We start from the raw sequence: 13,388 nt of genomic DNA on the forward strand, positions 1-13,388 counted from the left end.
TCTTTGCCTACGCGGGCGCGGGCACCACCGGCAGCCCCGCCGCCCGCCATGCCTGGAAACCGCCCACCAGATCGGTGGCCCGGTGCAGCCCCAGCCGATGGAGGGACTCCGCCGCCAGGCTGGAGGCGTAGCCTTCGTTGCAGATCACGACGACGCGCAGGTCATGGTCCGTCGCCTCGGGAAGGCGGTGGCCGCCCCGCGGGTCAAGGCGCCACTCCAGCTCGTTGCGCTCGACGACCAGGGCGCCGGGGATGAGCCCGTCCCGCTCCCGCAGGGTCGCATAGCGGATGTCCACCAGCAGTGCCTCGCCGGCGCGGGCGGCCTCGTGCGCGTCCCCGGGCCGGACGCGCTCGTACCCCGCGCGCACTCGCTCCAGCAACTCGTCGATCCCTACGGGTCCGGTCCCTACGGGTCCGGTCCCCACGGGCCCGGCGGCCCGTTCGTGCGACCCGCTCACTGCCAGTCCTCCGGGCGTTCGACCTGTTCCAGCCGGAGAATCCCGCCGCTGCGGCTGTAGCGGCGGATCCGCGGCAACGGCGGATAATAGGCGTGCACGGAGACCGCGTGCCGGTCCGGGGACTCGTTGAGCACCTCATGGACATGATGGCGTCCGAAAGCGCGGCCCTGCCCTGCGGGCAGCCGGCGTTCCCGGTCCACGCCATCGGTGAGTTCCAGGGTCTTCCAGCCTTCGGTGGGCAGCCGCGCGGCGAGCGAGTTCTCCTTCAACTCGCCCGACGCGGTCATGAAGGCGCCGACGGAGTCGGCGTGGTCGTGCCAGCCGGTACCGGTGCCCGGCGGCCAGCCGATCAGCCAGGCCTCGCTGCCACCGGGCCCGTCGAGCCGCACCCACGTGCGGCCTTCCGGGTCGAGGGGGAGCGAGCGGATCAGCCCGGCGTCGGCAGCGGCACTCCGCACGAAGTCCAGCAGCTCCGCCTGAGTGGGTACGGAGACGGCGGGCGGGATCGGGAAGGAGACGGAAGAGGAGACAGTGGGGGAGACAGACACGTGCACCGTCCTGAGGAAGGGATTCGCTCAGGCGCGCGGCAGCGGCGTACGAGGCCGCTGTGAGCGGCGCGCGAGAGGCAGGGCGAACCGGATCAGCAGGACGGGCGACACACGCAGCCCGCGTAGCGGACGAGGTCCACGTGGACCCTCCGCCACAGGTGCACACAGGTGTCGGTCACGTTCCGGAGTAGACCACAAGGCCGCACACCGGTTCAACTCATCGTCACCATGCGGACCGCAGGGTGACGGCGACCCGTCCGGACCGGGCGGCGGACCCGCCCGCGCCCGCCGTTCCCGGCCCGGACACGAACCCGCCTCCGTTCCTCAGCGCGACCCCGCCCCCGCGTCCGCCCTGGCATCCGACCCGGTTTCGTCCCCGGCGCCCGCTTCCGCCGTCGCGGGACCACCGACCACCGCTTCCGCGGCCGCGTACAGATCCGCTGGGCGGACCCCACTCAGCGCCGTGACCAGGTGACCGTCGGGACGGACCAGCAGCACGGTGTGGGCCGCCGCCCCGGGGTAGCTCTCGGCGACCAGCAACTCGGCCGGGTGAGGCAGCGCCGAGACCGCCGCCGCCAGCCGGGGCATGATCCCCGCGGAAACCCAGTGCCTGCGCTCCCACACCCCCGTACCCGGTGCGATCAGCACCACCAGCAGCGCACCCCGGCCCAGCCGGCTGCGCAGCCGTACGAACGTGCCGTCCTCCGCCGTGACGCGCACATCCGTCACCGGCGCGCCGGAGGACGTCGCGAGGGGCGCCTCGCCCTCGAGGCGGCCGGGCGCGAGCGGCGAGTCGGCATGGGTTCCCGGCGCGCCCAGCGCGCCCCGCCCCAGGTGACCGTCCACCAGCAGCGCATCGTGTCCCCGGGCCGACCCGGGGACGTAGGAACGCAGCCCGCCGCCGCCCCGCACCAACGGCAGTGCCTGGTCGGCGGCGCGCAGCCGGGAGGCGACGATCGCGCGGCGCTCGGTCTGGTAGCTGTCCAGCAGTGCCTCGTGCGGGCCGTGATGCCAGGCCAGCGCGAGCTTCCAGGCCAGGTTGTCGGCGTCGCGGAGCCCCTCGTCCAGGCCGTGCGTGCCCAGTGCGCCGAGCAGGTGGGCGGCGTCCCCGGCGAGGAACACCCGGTCGGCCCGCCAGCGCCGGGCCAGCCGGTGGTGGACGGTGTGGACCCCGGTGTCCAGCAGTTCGTACGGGGGGGTGGGGCCGCCGGTCCAGCCGGCCAGCGTCTCCCGGACACGGGTCAGCAGCAGCTCGGGGGTGACCAGGTCCTTGCCCGGCGGCAGCAGCCAGTCCAGGCGCCACACGTCGTCCGGGAGCGGCCGTGCCGTGATCTCCCCGGCCGAGGGCCCGGACGTACGCCACGGCGGCATCCGGTGCAGCAGGGCCTCGTCGTACCAGGGAAGCTCGGTGCGCAGCGCGGCCACGGCGTGACGTTCCACCGCCGTGCGGCCGGGGAAGCGGATGTCCTGGAGCTTGCGCACGGTCGACCGCGGCCCGTCGCAGCCCACCAGGTAACTGCCCCGCCACCAGGTGCCCTTGGGACCGCGGGTGTGGGCGGTGACGCCCGAGGGTTCCTGTTCCAGGGCGTCCAGACGGCTGTCCACGGCAACCTCGGCGAGCCGTTCGCCGGCGAGGGCCCCCCGCAGGGCGTCGGTCAGGACGTGCTGGGCGATGTGCAGGGGGGCGGGCTCCGAGTCGTCGAAAGCGATCTCGTACATCACCTGCCTGCGCCGCATCGACCGCCATCCGGCCCAACGGAAACCGGCGTGTGCCAGGGGTACTCCGGTCAGCCGCTCCATGAGCGCGGTGGTGTCCTCGCGCAGTACGACGGTACGGGCCGGACGGGGTTCGTCCTTGCCCGGCCCCTCGTCGAGGACCACGCACGGCACGTCCTGACGCGCCAACGCCAGTGCGAGCGTCAGCCCGACGGGGCCGGCTCCGACGATGATCACCGGGTCCACGGCGCGGCGCCCCCTGCTCGAAGTGACGTCCGGAGGGACGAGGAGGAACAGGAAGATGGAGCAGGGTGCACGATCACAGAACGTATGCAACCTATTGCCGGTGCTTGCGTCAAGTGACCGCAAGGTCTGTGCCGATCATGACATGGCCCCGGGCCCGTCACACGTGTGACGGCTCGTCACACGAGCTCTGTGCGCACCGCGCTTCCGCGTCACCGGCGCCGGCCGGCCACGCGAGACGACCGTGGCCCGCCGGGATGCGGCGGGCCACGGTCGTCTCGTGCGTCAGGCGCGCGTCACTTCTCCGCGCCGGTCTTGTACGTGCTCCCGACCTCGGCCGCGTTGAGGTCGTCCACTTCCTGCGCGCCGACGACCGCGCCCGTGCTCTTCTTGCTGCGCCTGAGCCGCGCCTCCAGCCAGCCGGCGAAGGTCGTCAGAGCGAAGTTGAGCGCGATGAAGATGACGGCCACCACCGTGAAGCTGGCGATGACGTTGGCACCGTAGTAGCCGCTCATCGTGTTGGCCGAGGCGAGCAGCTCGGGGAAGGTGAGGACGGCGCCGCCGAGGGCGGTGTCCTTCACGATCACGACGAGCTGGCTGACGATGGCCGGAAGCATCGCGGTGACCGCCTGCGGCAGCAGGATCGCCCGCATCAGCTGGCCCTTGCGCAGCCCGATCGCCATGGCCGCCTCGGACTGGCCCTTGGGCAGGGACAGGATGCCGGCGCGCACGATCTCCGCGAGGACGGAGGCGTTGTAGAGCACCAGACCCGTGACGACCGCGTACAGAGGCCGGTCGTCGGAGCTGACGTCGGTGTACTCGGCGAACAGGGCGAGGCCGAAGATCATCAGGACCAGGACGGGGATGGCCCGGAAGAACTCGACCACGGTTCCGGCCGGGACGCGGATCCAGGCGTGGTCGGACAGCCGGGCGATGCCGAGGGCCGCGCCGAGCGGCATCGCGATGAGGACCGCGAGCACGGCCGCCTTCAAGGTGTTCTGCAGACCCGGCCAGATGTACGTGGACCAGGCTTCGGTGCCGGTGAAGAACGGTTCCCACAGGGACCATTCCAGCTGGCCCTTGTCGTCGAGAGTGCTGAACACCCACCACAACAGGGCGGCGAGGGCGGCCAGGAAGACCACCGTGAAGATGATGTTCCGCCGCTTGGCGCGAGGGCCCTGGGCGTCGTAGAGAACGGAGCTCATCGCTTCACCGCCACCTTCTTGCCCACCCAGCCGAGGATCAGGCCGGTCGGCAGCGTCAGAACCACGAAACCGAATGCGATGACCGCGGAGATCAGCAGCAGCTGCGCCTCGTTCTCGATCATCTCCTTCATCAGCAGGGCCGTCTCCGCGACCCCGATGGCGGCGGCCACCGTGGTGTTCTTGATGAGCGCGATGAGCACGTTCGCCAGCGGACCGACGGACGAGCGGAACGCCTGGGGCAGTACCACCAGGCTCAGCACCTGGTTGAAGCTGAGGCCGAGCGCGCGGGCGGCCTCCGCCTGGCCGACCGGCACCGTGTTGATGCCGGAGCGCAGCGCCTCGCACACGAAGGCCGCGGTGTAGAGGATCAGACCGAGGACGGCGAGCCGGAAGTTGATCGTCTCGAAGTCGTCCGCGCCGAGATTGACGCCCAGCGTCTGGCTCAGACCCAGCGACGTGAAAAGGATGATGACGGTCAGCGGGATGTTCCGCACGATGTTCACGTACGCGGTCCCGAAGCCGCGCATCAACGGCACCGGGCCGACCCGCATGGCGGCCAGCAGGGTGCCCCAGATCAGGGAGCCGACGGCGGAGAGCACAGCGAGCTGCACCGTCGTCCAGAAAGCCCCCAACAGGTCGTAATCTTCAAGAAAGTCGAACACGATCTCCCGCGCTTCCGCGTGTAGGGATGCCCACCCCGGTGCGCCGCCCCGCATCCGGGACGGCGCACCCTGTCAGGCGTTGCCTCAGCTCTTGATGTCGCCGATCTTCGGCGCGGGCTCGTTCTTGTAGTTGGCCGGGCCGAAGTTGTCCTTGACGGCCTTGTCCCAGGACTTGTCGGCCACCATCTCCTCGAGGGCCTTGTTGATCTTGTCCTTGAGGTCGCTGCCCTTCTTGACGCCGATGCCGTAGTTCTCGTTGGTCAGCTTGAAGCCGCCGAGCTTGAACTTGCCCTTGAACTGGGACTGGGCGGCGTAACCGGCGAGGATGGAGTCGTCGGTGGTCAGCGCGTCGACGGCGCCGTTCTGCAGACCGGGCAGGCAGGCGGAGTACGTCGGGTACGGCTGCAACTGGGCCTTGGGCGCCAGCTTGTCCTTGACGTTCTGCGCCGAGGTCGAGCCGGTGACCGAGCAGAGCTTGGCGTTGTTCAGGTCCTCCGGCGACTTGATCTTGGTGTCGTCGGCACGGATCAGCACGTCCTGGTGGGCGAGCAGGTAGGGGCCGGCGAAGTCGACCTTCTCCTGGCGCTCCGGGGTGATCGAGTAGGTGGCGGCGATGAAGTCGACGTCACCGCGCTGCAGCATGGTTTCGCGGTCGGCGCTCTTCGACTCCTTCCACTCGATCTGGTCCCCGCTGTAGCCGAGCTTCTCGGCGACGTACGTGGCGACGTCCACGTCGAAGCCCGCGTAGCCCTGCGGGGTCTTCTGGCCCAGGCCCGGCTGGTCGAACTTGATGCCGATGGTGATCTTGTCCTTGTCGCCCCCCGACCCCGAGTCGTTGGAGCCGCCGTCGCCGTCGCCGCCGCCACAGGCGGTCGCGGTCAGGGCGAGAGCGAACACGGCGGCCGAGGCGGCGGTGACCTTGCGGAGCTTCATGGTGCACATCCTTTGACTGGTGAAGTGATGCGGCCGGGGCGGTGTCCGGTGACGCACGTCGTCAGGGCGCGGACCGCGCCGTCAGTGGTGGAGGATCTTCGACAGGAAGTCCTTGGCGCGGTCACTGCGCGGGTTGCTGAAGAACTGATCCGGCGAAGCCTCTTCGACGATGCGGCCGTCCGCCATGAACACCACTCGGTTTGCGGCCGAACGGGCGAAGCCCATCTCGTGGGTGACGACGATCATGGTCATGCCGTCGCGGGCGAGCTGCTGCATGACCTCGAGAACCTCGTTGATCATCTCCGGGTCGAGAGCCGATGTCGGCTCGTCGAAGAGCATGACCTTGGGGTCCATCGCCAGGGCCCGCGCGATGGCGACACGCTGCTGCTGGCCACCGGAGAGCTGGGCGGGGTACTTCTCGGCCTGCGCGCCCACGCCGACCCGGTCGAGCAGGGTACGGGCCCGCTCCTCGGCCTGCTTCTTGTCCTTCTTGCGGACCTTGACCTGGCCCAGCATCACGTTCTCGAGCACGGTCTTGTGCGCGAAGAGGTTGAAGGACTGGAAGACCATTCCGACGTCGGCCCGCAGCCGGGCGAGCTCCTTGCCCTCGTGGGGCAAGGGCTTGCCGTCGATCGAGATCGAACCGGAGTCGATCGTCTCCAGACGGTTGATGGTGCGGCACAGGGTGGACTTCCCGGACCCGGAGGGCCCGATGACCACGACGACTTCGCCGCGGGTGATCGTCAGGTCGATGTCCTGGAGTACGTGCAACGCGCCGAAGTGCTTGTTGACACTCTTCAAGACGACCAGGTCGCCGGTTGCGGCCACGTCTTCCTTGGCCACCGATACTTCGGTCATCGCTCTCAGGCTCCGTCCTCCTCGGTTTCGGAGGACAGTAGTGATCCTCCGGACCTGCGTCATTACATCTGAGGGGAATCTGAGGATCACGATCCGATAGCAATCGGACACGTGTCGTAGCACTTGTGAGCAGGGCGTATTTCGGCCGGGTAACGGTACCAAAGCGCAACCGGAACCCTCTTGACGCCGTCCTCGTCCATCGGCGTCACTGCAAGGTGCACGCGCGCGTGCACGCGTTTTTCTACACAGGGAGAGCGTACGGCCGATGAACGAGAAGGGGCCCCGGTGAGACTGCTCCTCGTCGAGGACGACAACCACGTCGCCGCCGCCCTGTCGGCGGTGCTGGCACGCCACGGGTTCGACGTCACCCACGCGCGCAGCGGCGAGGAGGCACTCCAGGCGCTGGTTCCCGAGGGCAACGGCTTCGGTGTCGTCCTGCTCGACCTGGGGCTGCCCGACCAGGACGGCTACGAGGTCTGCGGCAAGATCCGCAAGCGCACCAGCACGCCGGTGATCATGGTCACCGCGCGGTCCGACGTGCGTTCGCGCATCCACGGCCTCAACCTCGGCGCCGACGACTACGTGGTCAAGCCGTACGACACCGGGGAGCTCCTCGCCCGGATCCACGCCGTCAGCCGCCGCACCGTCCACGAGGACACCACCGGCGGTACGGAGAGCGGGCTGCGCCTCGGGCCGGTCCGCATCGAGCTGCCGACCCGCCAGGTGAGCGTGCACGGCTCGGTTGTCCAGCTGACCCGCAAGGAGTTCGACCTGCTCGCGCTGCTCGCCCAGCGCCCGGGTGTCGTCTTCCGCCGCGAGCAGATCATCAGCGAGGTGTGGCGCACCAGCTGGGAGGGGACCGGACGCACCCTCGAGGTGCACGTCGCCTCCTTGCGCGCCAAGCTGCGCATGCCCGCCCTCATCGAGACCGTTCGGGGAGTCGGCTACCGGCTCGTCGCGCCCCCGGCCTAGCGGGGCCGGGTGCACACACGTCTGCTTCCGCTGCTCATCGTCCTGATGGCGGCCGTGCTGCTCGCCCTGGGCGTGCCGCTGGCGGTGAGCCTGGCCGGCGCGCAGCAGCAGAAGGTCGTCGTCGACCGGATCGACGACACGGCGCGCTTCGCGGCCCTTGCCCAGTTCGTCACCGAGCCCGTCGACCCGGCCGACGGGGACATCAACGAACGCCGCGAGACGCTCAGCAGCGAGCTCCGCAGCTACCACCGGGTCTACGGCATTCGCGCGGGCGTCTTCTACCGCAACGACTCGCCCATGGCACACGCACCGGCGGACTGGTTCCTCCCCCGATCGGGGGAGGTGCGCGACGCGTTCGAGGAGGCGTTGCTCAGCCGCCGCAGCCACGACCCGGAGCAGGTCTGGCCCTGGCAGCGGCACAGCCTCGTGGTGGCCTCGCCGGTCATCCGGGACGGTGACGTCGTCGCCGTCGTCGTCACCGACTCGCCCACCGGGCCCATGCGCTCGCGCATCCTCCAGGGCTGGCTGGTCATCGGCGCGGGCGAGGCCGCCGCGATGCTGCTCGCCGTCGGCGCGGCACTGCGGCTGACCGGCTGGGTGCTCAAACCCGTGCGGATCCTGGACGCCACCACCCACGACATCGCCACGGGCCGGCTGAAGTCCCGGGTCGCGGCCGCCGGCGGGCCGCCGGAGCTCAGACGGCTCGCCCGGTCGTTCAACGAGATGGCGGACAACGTCCAGAGCGTGCTGGAGCAGCAGCGCGCCTTCGTCGCCGACGCCTCGCACCAGCTGCGCAACCCGCTCTCGGCACTGCTGCTGCGCATCGAGCTGCTCGCCCTGGAACTGCCCGAGGGCAACGAGGAGATCGCCTCCGTCCAGGCCGAGGGCAGGCGTCTGGCCCAGGTCCTGGACGACCTGCTCGGCCTCGCGCTCGCCGAGCACAGCGAGGCCGACCTGCAGGTCGCGGACATCGGTGCCCTGGCCGCCGAGCGGGTCGCGGCCTGGTCGCCCACCGCCGAGGCCAAAGGCGTCCGCCTGACCGGGAACTGCCCGCCGACCACCGCGTGGGCCGACCCGGTCGCGCTGTCCAGCGCCCTCGACGCGGTGATCGACAACGCGGTGAAGTTCACGCCCGGGCGGGAGGGCGTCGAGGTCGCGGTCGCCTCCAACGGCGACACCTGCACGGTGGTCGTCACCGACAACGGTCCGGGCCTGACCGAGGAGGAGCTGACCCGCGTCGGCGACCGGTTCTGGCGCAGCGGCCGGCACCAGAACATCAAGGGCTCGGGGCTCGGCCTGTCCATCTCGCGGGCCCTGCTCGCGGCGGGCGGCGGCTCGATCGCGTACGAACATCACGAGCCGCACGGACTGAGGGTGACCGTGACGGTGCCGAGGAACGCTCCTGCGGGTGAGGTGACGGCTCAGGGCTTGACGGACCGGTAGTGACGGCGGGCGCCCTCGTGCAGCCGGAGCGGGTCGGTGTAGATCGCGGTGCGCACGTCGACGAGCTGGGCGGAGTGGACGTGCGCCCCGATGCCGTCCCGGCTCTTGAGCACGATGCGGGTCAGCCACTCGGTGAGCCGGGGATCCGCGTCCGCCCGGGTGATCAGGAGGTTGGACACCGCCATCGTCGGGACGGCCGAGCCGAGCTGGCTGCCGGGGTAGGCCGACTCCGGCATGTTGGTGGCGCGGTAGTAGCGGGTGGCGCCGCCCTGCTTGTGCAGTTCGGTGACGAGGCCGGTGTCGATCGGCACGAACCGCAGCGCCGATTCCTCGGAGAGCGTCTTCAGACCGTCGGTGGGCAGTCCGCCCGACCAGAAGAACGCGTCCAGACCGTGTCCCAGCCGCTCCGGCCCGGTGTCGATGCCGTCCGCGGAGGGCGTGATGTCCTCCTCCGGGTCGATGCCGGCCGCCGTGAGCACCCGGTTGGCGATGAGCCGGACCCCGGACTTGGGCGGGCCTATGGCGACCCGCTTGCCCCGCAGGTCCGCGACGGTGCGGATGTCGGAGCCGGGCGCGACCACGAGCTGCACGTAGTCGTCGTACAGGCGCGCCACCCCGCGCAGCCGGTCGGCGCCCGGCCGGTCGTCGAGCCGGTACGTCTCCACGGCGTCGGCCGCGGCGATCGCGAAGTCGGCCTGGCCCGTCGCCACGCGCCGCACGTTCTCCTGCGAGCCGTCACTCGTGGTCAGCCGCACCTCGAGGCCGGGCATGTCCCTGCCGAGCGCGCTGCGCAGGAGCTCGCCGTACTTCTGGTAGACCCCCGCGCGGGTACCCGTGCTCAGTGTGATCGTCCCGCCGGGCGGCTCCTCGCTCCAGGGCGTCAGCCACCACAGCAGCAGTCCGAGCGCCACGAAAGCGGCGGCCGCGCCCCGCAGGGCCCGCCGCCTGCCGACCCGGGACGGCGCGTTGGACATGCTCGCGATCCTGCCAGCCCGCGGGCCCCGCTGACCAGGGCGGGGCTCACAGATCGCGGCCGGGCGAGGGCCGGCGGGGGTGTCCGAGGCGGCCGATGGAGTCGCGGCACGAGTCCCTCGCCCGCCGGCCTGGTCCACGGTGCGGCCGCCGTGGGACAGGGCTGTCCGCGCCACCACCTACCCTTGTGGACATGAGCAGCATCGACCGGAGCCAGTCAGCGGGCGGCACGCGCACCTACGAAGTACGCACCTACGGGTGCCAGATGAACGTCCACGACTCCGAACGATTGGCCGGGCTGCTGGAGGACGCGGGGTACGTCCGCGCGGCCGAGGGCTCCGACGGCGACGCCGACGTCGTGGTCTTCAACACCTGCGCCGTGCGCGAGAACGCCGACAACAAGCTGTACGGCAACCTCGGCCACCTCGCCCCGAAGAAGGCCGCCCGGCCCGGGATGCAGATCGCGGTCGGCGGCTGCCTGGCGCAGAAGGACCGCGACACCATCGTGAAGCGGGCCCCCTGGGTGGACGTCGTCTTCGGCACGCACAACATCGGCAAGCTGCCCGTCCTCCTGGAGCGTGCCCGCGTCCAGGAGGAGGCCCAGATCGAGATCGCCGAGTCGCTGGAGGCGTTCCCCTCCACGCTGCCGACCCGCCGTGAGAGCGCCTACGCCGCCTGGGTGTCCATCTCCGTCGGCTGCAACAACACGTGCACGTTCTGCATCGTGCCCGCGCTGCGCGGCAAGGAGAAGGACCGGCGTCCCGGCGACATCCTCGGCGAGATCGAGGCCCTGGTCGCCGAGGGGGTCTCCGAGATCACGCTGCTCGGCCAGAACGTGAACGCCTACGGGTCCGACATCGGCGACCGTGAGGCGTTCAGCAAGCTGCTGCGGGCCTGCGGCGGGATCGACGGCCTGGAGCGCGTCCGCTTCACCTCCCCGCACCCGCGCGACTTCACCGACGACGTCATCGCCGCCATGGCCGAGACGCCGAATGTGATGCCGCAGCTGCACATGCCGCTCCAGTCCGGTTCGGACCCGGTCCTGAAGGCGATGCGCCGCTCCTACCGGCAGGAGCGCTACCTCGGCATCATCGAGAAGGTCCGCGCCGCCATCCCGCACGCCGCGATCAGCACGGACATCATCGTGGGCTTCCCCGGCGAGACGGAGGAGGACTTCGAGCAGACGCTGCACGTGGTGCGCGAGGCCCGTTTCGCGCAGGCGTTCACCTTCCAGTACTCCAAGCGCCCGGGCACACCGGCCGCCGAGATGGACGGCCAGATCCCCAAGAAGGTCGTTCAGGAGCGCTACGAGCGGCTCGTCGCCCTCCAGGAGGAGATCTCCTGGGAGGAGAACAAGAAGCAGGTCGGCCGCACCCTGGAGCTGATGGTCGCCGAGGGCGAGGGCCGCAAGGACGACACCACCCACCGTCTCTCCGGCCGGGCCCCCGACAACCGTCTGGTGCACTTCACCAAGCCGGAGCAGGAGGTGCGTCCCGGCGACGTGGTCACCGTCGAAATCACCTACGCGGCCCCGCACCACCTGCTCGCCGAGGAGCCCGCGCTCGATGTGCGCCGCACCCGCGCGGGGGACGCCTGGGAGAAGCGGAACGCCGAGAAGGCGGCGCCGCAGCCCGCGGGCGTGATGCTGGGGCTGCCGAGGATCGGCGTTCCCGAGCCGCTCCCGGTCGCGACGAGCGGCTGCGGCTGCGACTGACACCGGCGGATCCCGCCCGGCGCACCGAAGGGCCGGCGACGGGTCCACCGGTGGGGCGGACGCCCCGCCGGGGCTACGCTGCCGATCATGCTTGTCGCCGCCGCAGCCTGCCCCTGCCCCCCGTTGCTCGTCCCCGAGGTCGCCGTGGGTGCCGCCCCCGAGCTGGAGACCGCGCGTGCCGCCTGCAGGGACGCGCTGGGCGTGCTCGCCGCCGCCCGGCCCGGCCTGCTCGTGGTCGTCGGCCCGGTGGACGGCGCCGGCCTTGAGACCTACCCGGAGGGCACGGCGGGGTCCTTCCGCGGCTTCGGCGTGGACCTGGACGTACGGCTGGGGCGGGACAGGGGGGCGACGGCCGGGCGGGAACTCCCCTACGGACTGGCCGTGGGCGCATGGCTGCTGGAGCGCACCGGCTGGGCGGACGCCCCCCTCGAAGGGCGGGGAGTGGGGGCAGCCCTCGCGGCCGAGCGGTGCGTCGAAGAGGGAGAGCGCATCGCCGCACGGGCGGAGCGGGTGGCGCTGCTGGTGATGGGCGACGCCAGCGCCTGCCGCACGCTCAAGGCGCCCGGTTACCTCGACGAGCGCGCGGCACCGTTCGACGCCGGGATCGCGCGTGCCCTCGGCGCGGCCGACACGGGGGCCCTGCGTGCGCTGGACACCGGACTGGCACGCGAGCTGAAGGCGTCCGGCCGGGCCCCCTGGCAGGTGCTCGCCGGCGCGGCCGCCGGGAACCCCTCGCTGGAGGGCGCGCTCCTCTACGAGGACGCCCCGTACGGGGTCGGCTACCTCGTGGCCACCTGGTCGTAGGTGCCGGCGGCCCGGCACGGGTCCTCCCGCCGGCCGCCCGCCGCCGGGGCGGCCGACGGAACGACGGACGGCCGTGGAGCCCTCGCCGCGCTCCGCGGCCGTCCGCCGGTGCACCGCTCAGGAAGCGGGCGGTGGCCCGGCCGGCGGCGTGGGGGCGGCGCCGCCCGCGTCCGGACCGGGGTCGTTCTCGTGCGCGAAGCGGTCCACGCCACCCTTGGCCCTGTCCGTACCCGGCCGGATCCGGTCGCCGTACGTGCCCCCGGTCCGTTGGCCGACGGTCCGCGCGGCCCTGTCCAGGCCGTGCCGGATCCTGTCCTCGTGCCGCTGCGCGAGACCGGGGACCCAGCCCTTGGCCGGGCCGAGTCCGGCCTTCGGATGGCCCAGGAGACCCATCACGCCCCTTCCTTCGCTCACGGCCGTCTACGTCCGGGCGCCCTCACCGGCCTCGCTGTCGGCCGCCCCGGAGGACTGCTGCTGCTTGGGGATGTCGATGCTCTCGCCGCCGGTGACCTCATCGGCCTCCCGCACCGCCGTCTCGGCGGTCCGGGGCGTCTCGTCGGACCCCTTCGGCTCCGTCGGTCCGGCCGCGTCCCCGGTACCGGACCCGCCTGCCGTTCCGTCGGCCCGGGCCCCGGCGGTCCGGGTCTCCTCCGTGGTCCGCGACCTCCGGAAAAGCCGTGCAAAAACGCCCATATCAACTCCATGTAGTACTCGTGCGGGCGAAATCCCGCGTAGCGCGGTGTGTCCGTTCGTGTGACCCGGCCCGCCGTCCCTGTGGTGCGGTGGCAGGGATCTCGCAACGGGCAACGACTCGCCGTCCGTCGCGTCACATAACCCGTTCGAGGAGGGGGTGTGAGGTTT

General features: G+C 71.3%; 15 protein-coding genes. 4 read left to right on the forward strand and 11 right to left on the reverse strand.

What is annotated here, in order from left to right:
- Positions 1 to 7: 7 nt before the first annotated feature.
- The 8 genes from ACF07S_RS28725 to ACF07S_RS28760 form a co-directional block, all read right to left on the reverse strand.
- Positions 8 to 424, reverse strand: coding sequence for a rhodanese-like domain-containing protein (locus ACF07S_RS28725; RefSeq protein ID WP_391975577.1), 417 nt, complete (start codon positions 422 to 424; stop codon positions 8 to 10).
- A gap of 29 nt (positions 425 to 453) precedes the next feature.
- Positions 454 to 1,005 (reverse strand): cysteine dioxygenase, encoded by a 552-nt coding sequence (locus ACF07S_RS28730; RefSeq protein WP_391975525.1) that lies wholly within the window; start codon positions 1,003 to 1,005, stop codon positions 454 to 456.
- A gap of 92 nt (positions 1,006 to 1,097) precedes the next feature.
- The gene (locus tag ACF07S_RS28735; RefSeq protein WP_391975526.1) at positions 1,098 to 1,211 is read right to left on the reverse strand and encodes a putative leader peptide; all 114 of its coding nucleotides are present in this window, start codon (positions 1,209 to 1,211) and stop codon (positions 1,098 to 1,100) included.
- Between the two features lie 118 nt (positions 1,212 to 1,329).
- Complete coding sequence (locus ACF07S_RS28740; protein WP_391975527.1) at positions 1,330 to 2,967, reverse strand: FAD-dependent monooxygenase; 1,638 nt, start codon at positions 2,965 to 2,967, stop codon at positions 1,330 to 1,332.
- Positions 2,968 to 3,260: 293 nt separating this feature from the next.
- On the reverse strand, positions 3,261 to 4,169 hold the full coding sequence (locus ACF07S_RS28745; protein ID WP_391966262.1) for an amino acid ABC transporter permease: 909 nt from the start codon (positions 4,167 to 4,169) through the stop codon (positions 3,261 to 3,263).
- Positions 4,166 to 4,831, reverse strand: coding sequence for an amino acid ABC transporter permease (locus ACF07S_RS28750; protein ID WP_391966261.1), 666 nt, complete (start codon positions 4,829 to 4,831; stop codon positions 4,166 to 4,168). The genes ACF07S_RS28745 and ACF07S_RS28750 overlap by 4 nt, the downstream gene beginning before the upstream one ends.
- 84 nt (positions 4,832 to 4,915) lie before the next feature.
- Positions 4,916 to 5,764 (reverse strand): glutamate ABC transporter substrate-binding protein, encoded by an 849-nt coding sequence (locus ACF07S_RS28755; RefSeq protein WP_391975528.1) that lies wholly within the window; start codon positions 5,762 to 5,764, stop codon positions 4,916 to 4,918.
- An 81-nt stretch (positions 5,765 to 5,845) separates the two neighbouring features.
- Positions 5,846 to 6,622 carry an amino acid ABC transporter ATP-binding protein gene (locus ACF07S_RS28760; RefSeq protein ID WP_391966259.1) on the reverse strand — a complete coding sequence of 259 codons (777 nt, stop codon included), beginning with the start codon at positions 6,620 to 6,622 and terminating at the stop codon, positions 5,846 to 5,848.
- Between the two features lie 285 nt (positions 6,623 to 6,907).
- Between ACF07S_RS28760 and ACF07S_RS28765 the strand changes: the two genes are divergently transcribed.
- Positions 6,908 to 7,594, forward strand: coding sequence for a response regulator transcription factor (locus ACF07S_RS28765; protein WP_391966258.1), 687 nt, complete (start codon positions 6,908 to 6,910; stop codon positions 7,592 to 7,594).
- A gap of 9 nt (positions 7,595 to 7,603) precedes the next feature.
- The gene (locus ACF07S_RS28770) at positions 7,604 to 9,037 is read left to right on the forward strand and encodes a sensor histidine kinase (protein WP_391966257.1); all 1,434 of its coding nucleotides are present in this window, start codon (positions 7,604 to 7,606) and stop codon (positions 9,035 to 9,037) included.
- Here ACF07S_RS28770 and ACF07S_RS28775 read toward each other — a convergent pair.
- Positions 9,016 to 10,011 (reverse strand): TAXI family TRAP transporter solute-binding subunit, encoded by a 996-nt coding sequence (locus ACF07S_RS28775; RefSeq protein WP_391966256.1) that lies wholly within the window; start codon positions 10,009 to 10,011, stop codon positions 9,016 to 9,018. The genes ACF07S_RS28770 and ACF07S_RS28775 overlap by 22 nt on opposite strands.
- A 191-nt stretch (positions 10,012 to 10,202) precedes the next feature.
- Here ACF07S_RS28775 and miaB point away from each other — a divergent pair, with 191 nt between their 5' ends.
- A complete protein-coding gene (gene miaB / locus ACF07S_RS28780) occupies positions 10,203 to 11,723 on the forward strand; it encodes a tRNA (N6-isopentenyl adenosine(37)-C2)-methylthiotransferase MiaB (RefSeq protein WP_391975529.1) in 1,521 nt (506 codons plus the stop codon).
- Between the two features lie 87 nt (positions 11,724 to 11,810).
- Positions 11,811 to 12,527, forward strand: a complete 717-nt coding sequence (locus tag ACF07S_RS28785; RefSeq protein ID WP_391975530.1) for a class III extradiol dioxygenase subunit B-like domain-containing protein — start codon at positions 11,811 to 11,813, stop codon at positions 12,525 to 12,527.
- Positions 12,528 to 12,644: 117 nt separating this feature from the next.
- On the opposite strand, the gene ACF07S_RS28790 is transcribed toward ACF07S_RS28785, so the two are convergent.
- Complete coding sequence (locus ACF07S_RS28790; protein ID WP_391966253.1) at positions 12,645 to 12,920, reverse strand: antitoxin; 276 nt, start codon at positions 12,918 to 12,920, stop codon at positions 12,645 to 12,647.
- A gap of 27 nt (positions 12,921 to 12,947) precedes the next feature.
- Positions 12,948 to 13,220 carry a hypothetical protein gene (locus ACF07S_RS28795; RefSeq protein ID WP_391966252.1) on the reverse strand — a complete coding sequence of 91 codons (273 nt, stop codon included), beginning with the start codon at positions 13,218 to 13,220 and terminating at the stop codon, positions 12,948 to 12,950.
- Positions 13,221 to 13,388 lie beyond the last annotated feature (168 nt).

It is taken from the genome of Streptomyces sp. NPDC016640 (assembly GCF_043076215.1).
In the GTDB taxonomy this organism is placed as follows: domain Bacteria; phylum Actinomycetota; class Actinomycetes; order Streptomycetales; family Streptomycetaceae; genus Streptomyces.

What these genes read in the sequence shown, in the direction of transcription:
- ACF07S_RS28745 (WP_391966262.1), bottom strand. Translation starts at nt 4,169, where the DNA reads ATGAGCTCCGTTCTCTACGACGCCCAGGGCCCTCGCGCCAAGCGGCGG.
- ACF07S_RS28755 (WP_391975528.1), bottom strand. Translation starts at nt 5,764, where the DNA reads ATGAAGCTCCGCAAGGTCACCGCCGCCTCGGCCGCCGTGTTCGCTCTC.
- ACF07S_RS28760 (WP_391966259.1), bottom strand. Translation starts at nt 6,622, where the DNA reads ATGACCGAAGTATCGGTGGCCAAGGAAGACGTGGCCGCAACCGGCGAC.
- ACF07S_RS28775 (WP_391966256.1), bottom strand. Translation starts at nt 10,011, where the DNA reads ATGTCCAACGCGCCGTCCCGGGTCGGCAGGCGGCGGGCCCTGCGGGGC.
- miaB (WP_391975529.1), top strand. Translation starts at nt 10,203, where the DNA reads ATGAGCAGCATCGACCGGAGCCAGTCAGCGGGCGGCACGCGCACCTAC.
- ACF07S_RS28785 (WP_391975530.1), top strand. Translation starts at nt 11,811, where the DNA reads ATGCTTGTCGCCGCCGCAGCCTGCCCCTGCCCCCCGTTGCTCGTCCCC.
- ACF07S_RS28790 (WP_391966253.1), bottom strand. Translation starts at nt 12,920, where the DNA reads ATGGGTCTCCTGGGCCATCCGAAGGCCGGACTCGGCCCGGCCAAGGGC.
- ACF07S_RS28795 (WP_391966252.1), bottom strand. Translation starts at nt 13,220, where the DNA reads ATGGGCGTTTTTGCACGGCTTTTCCGGAGGTCGCGGACCACGGAGGAG.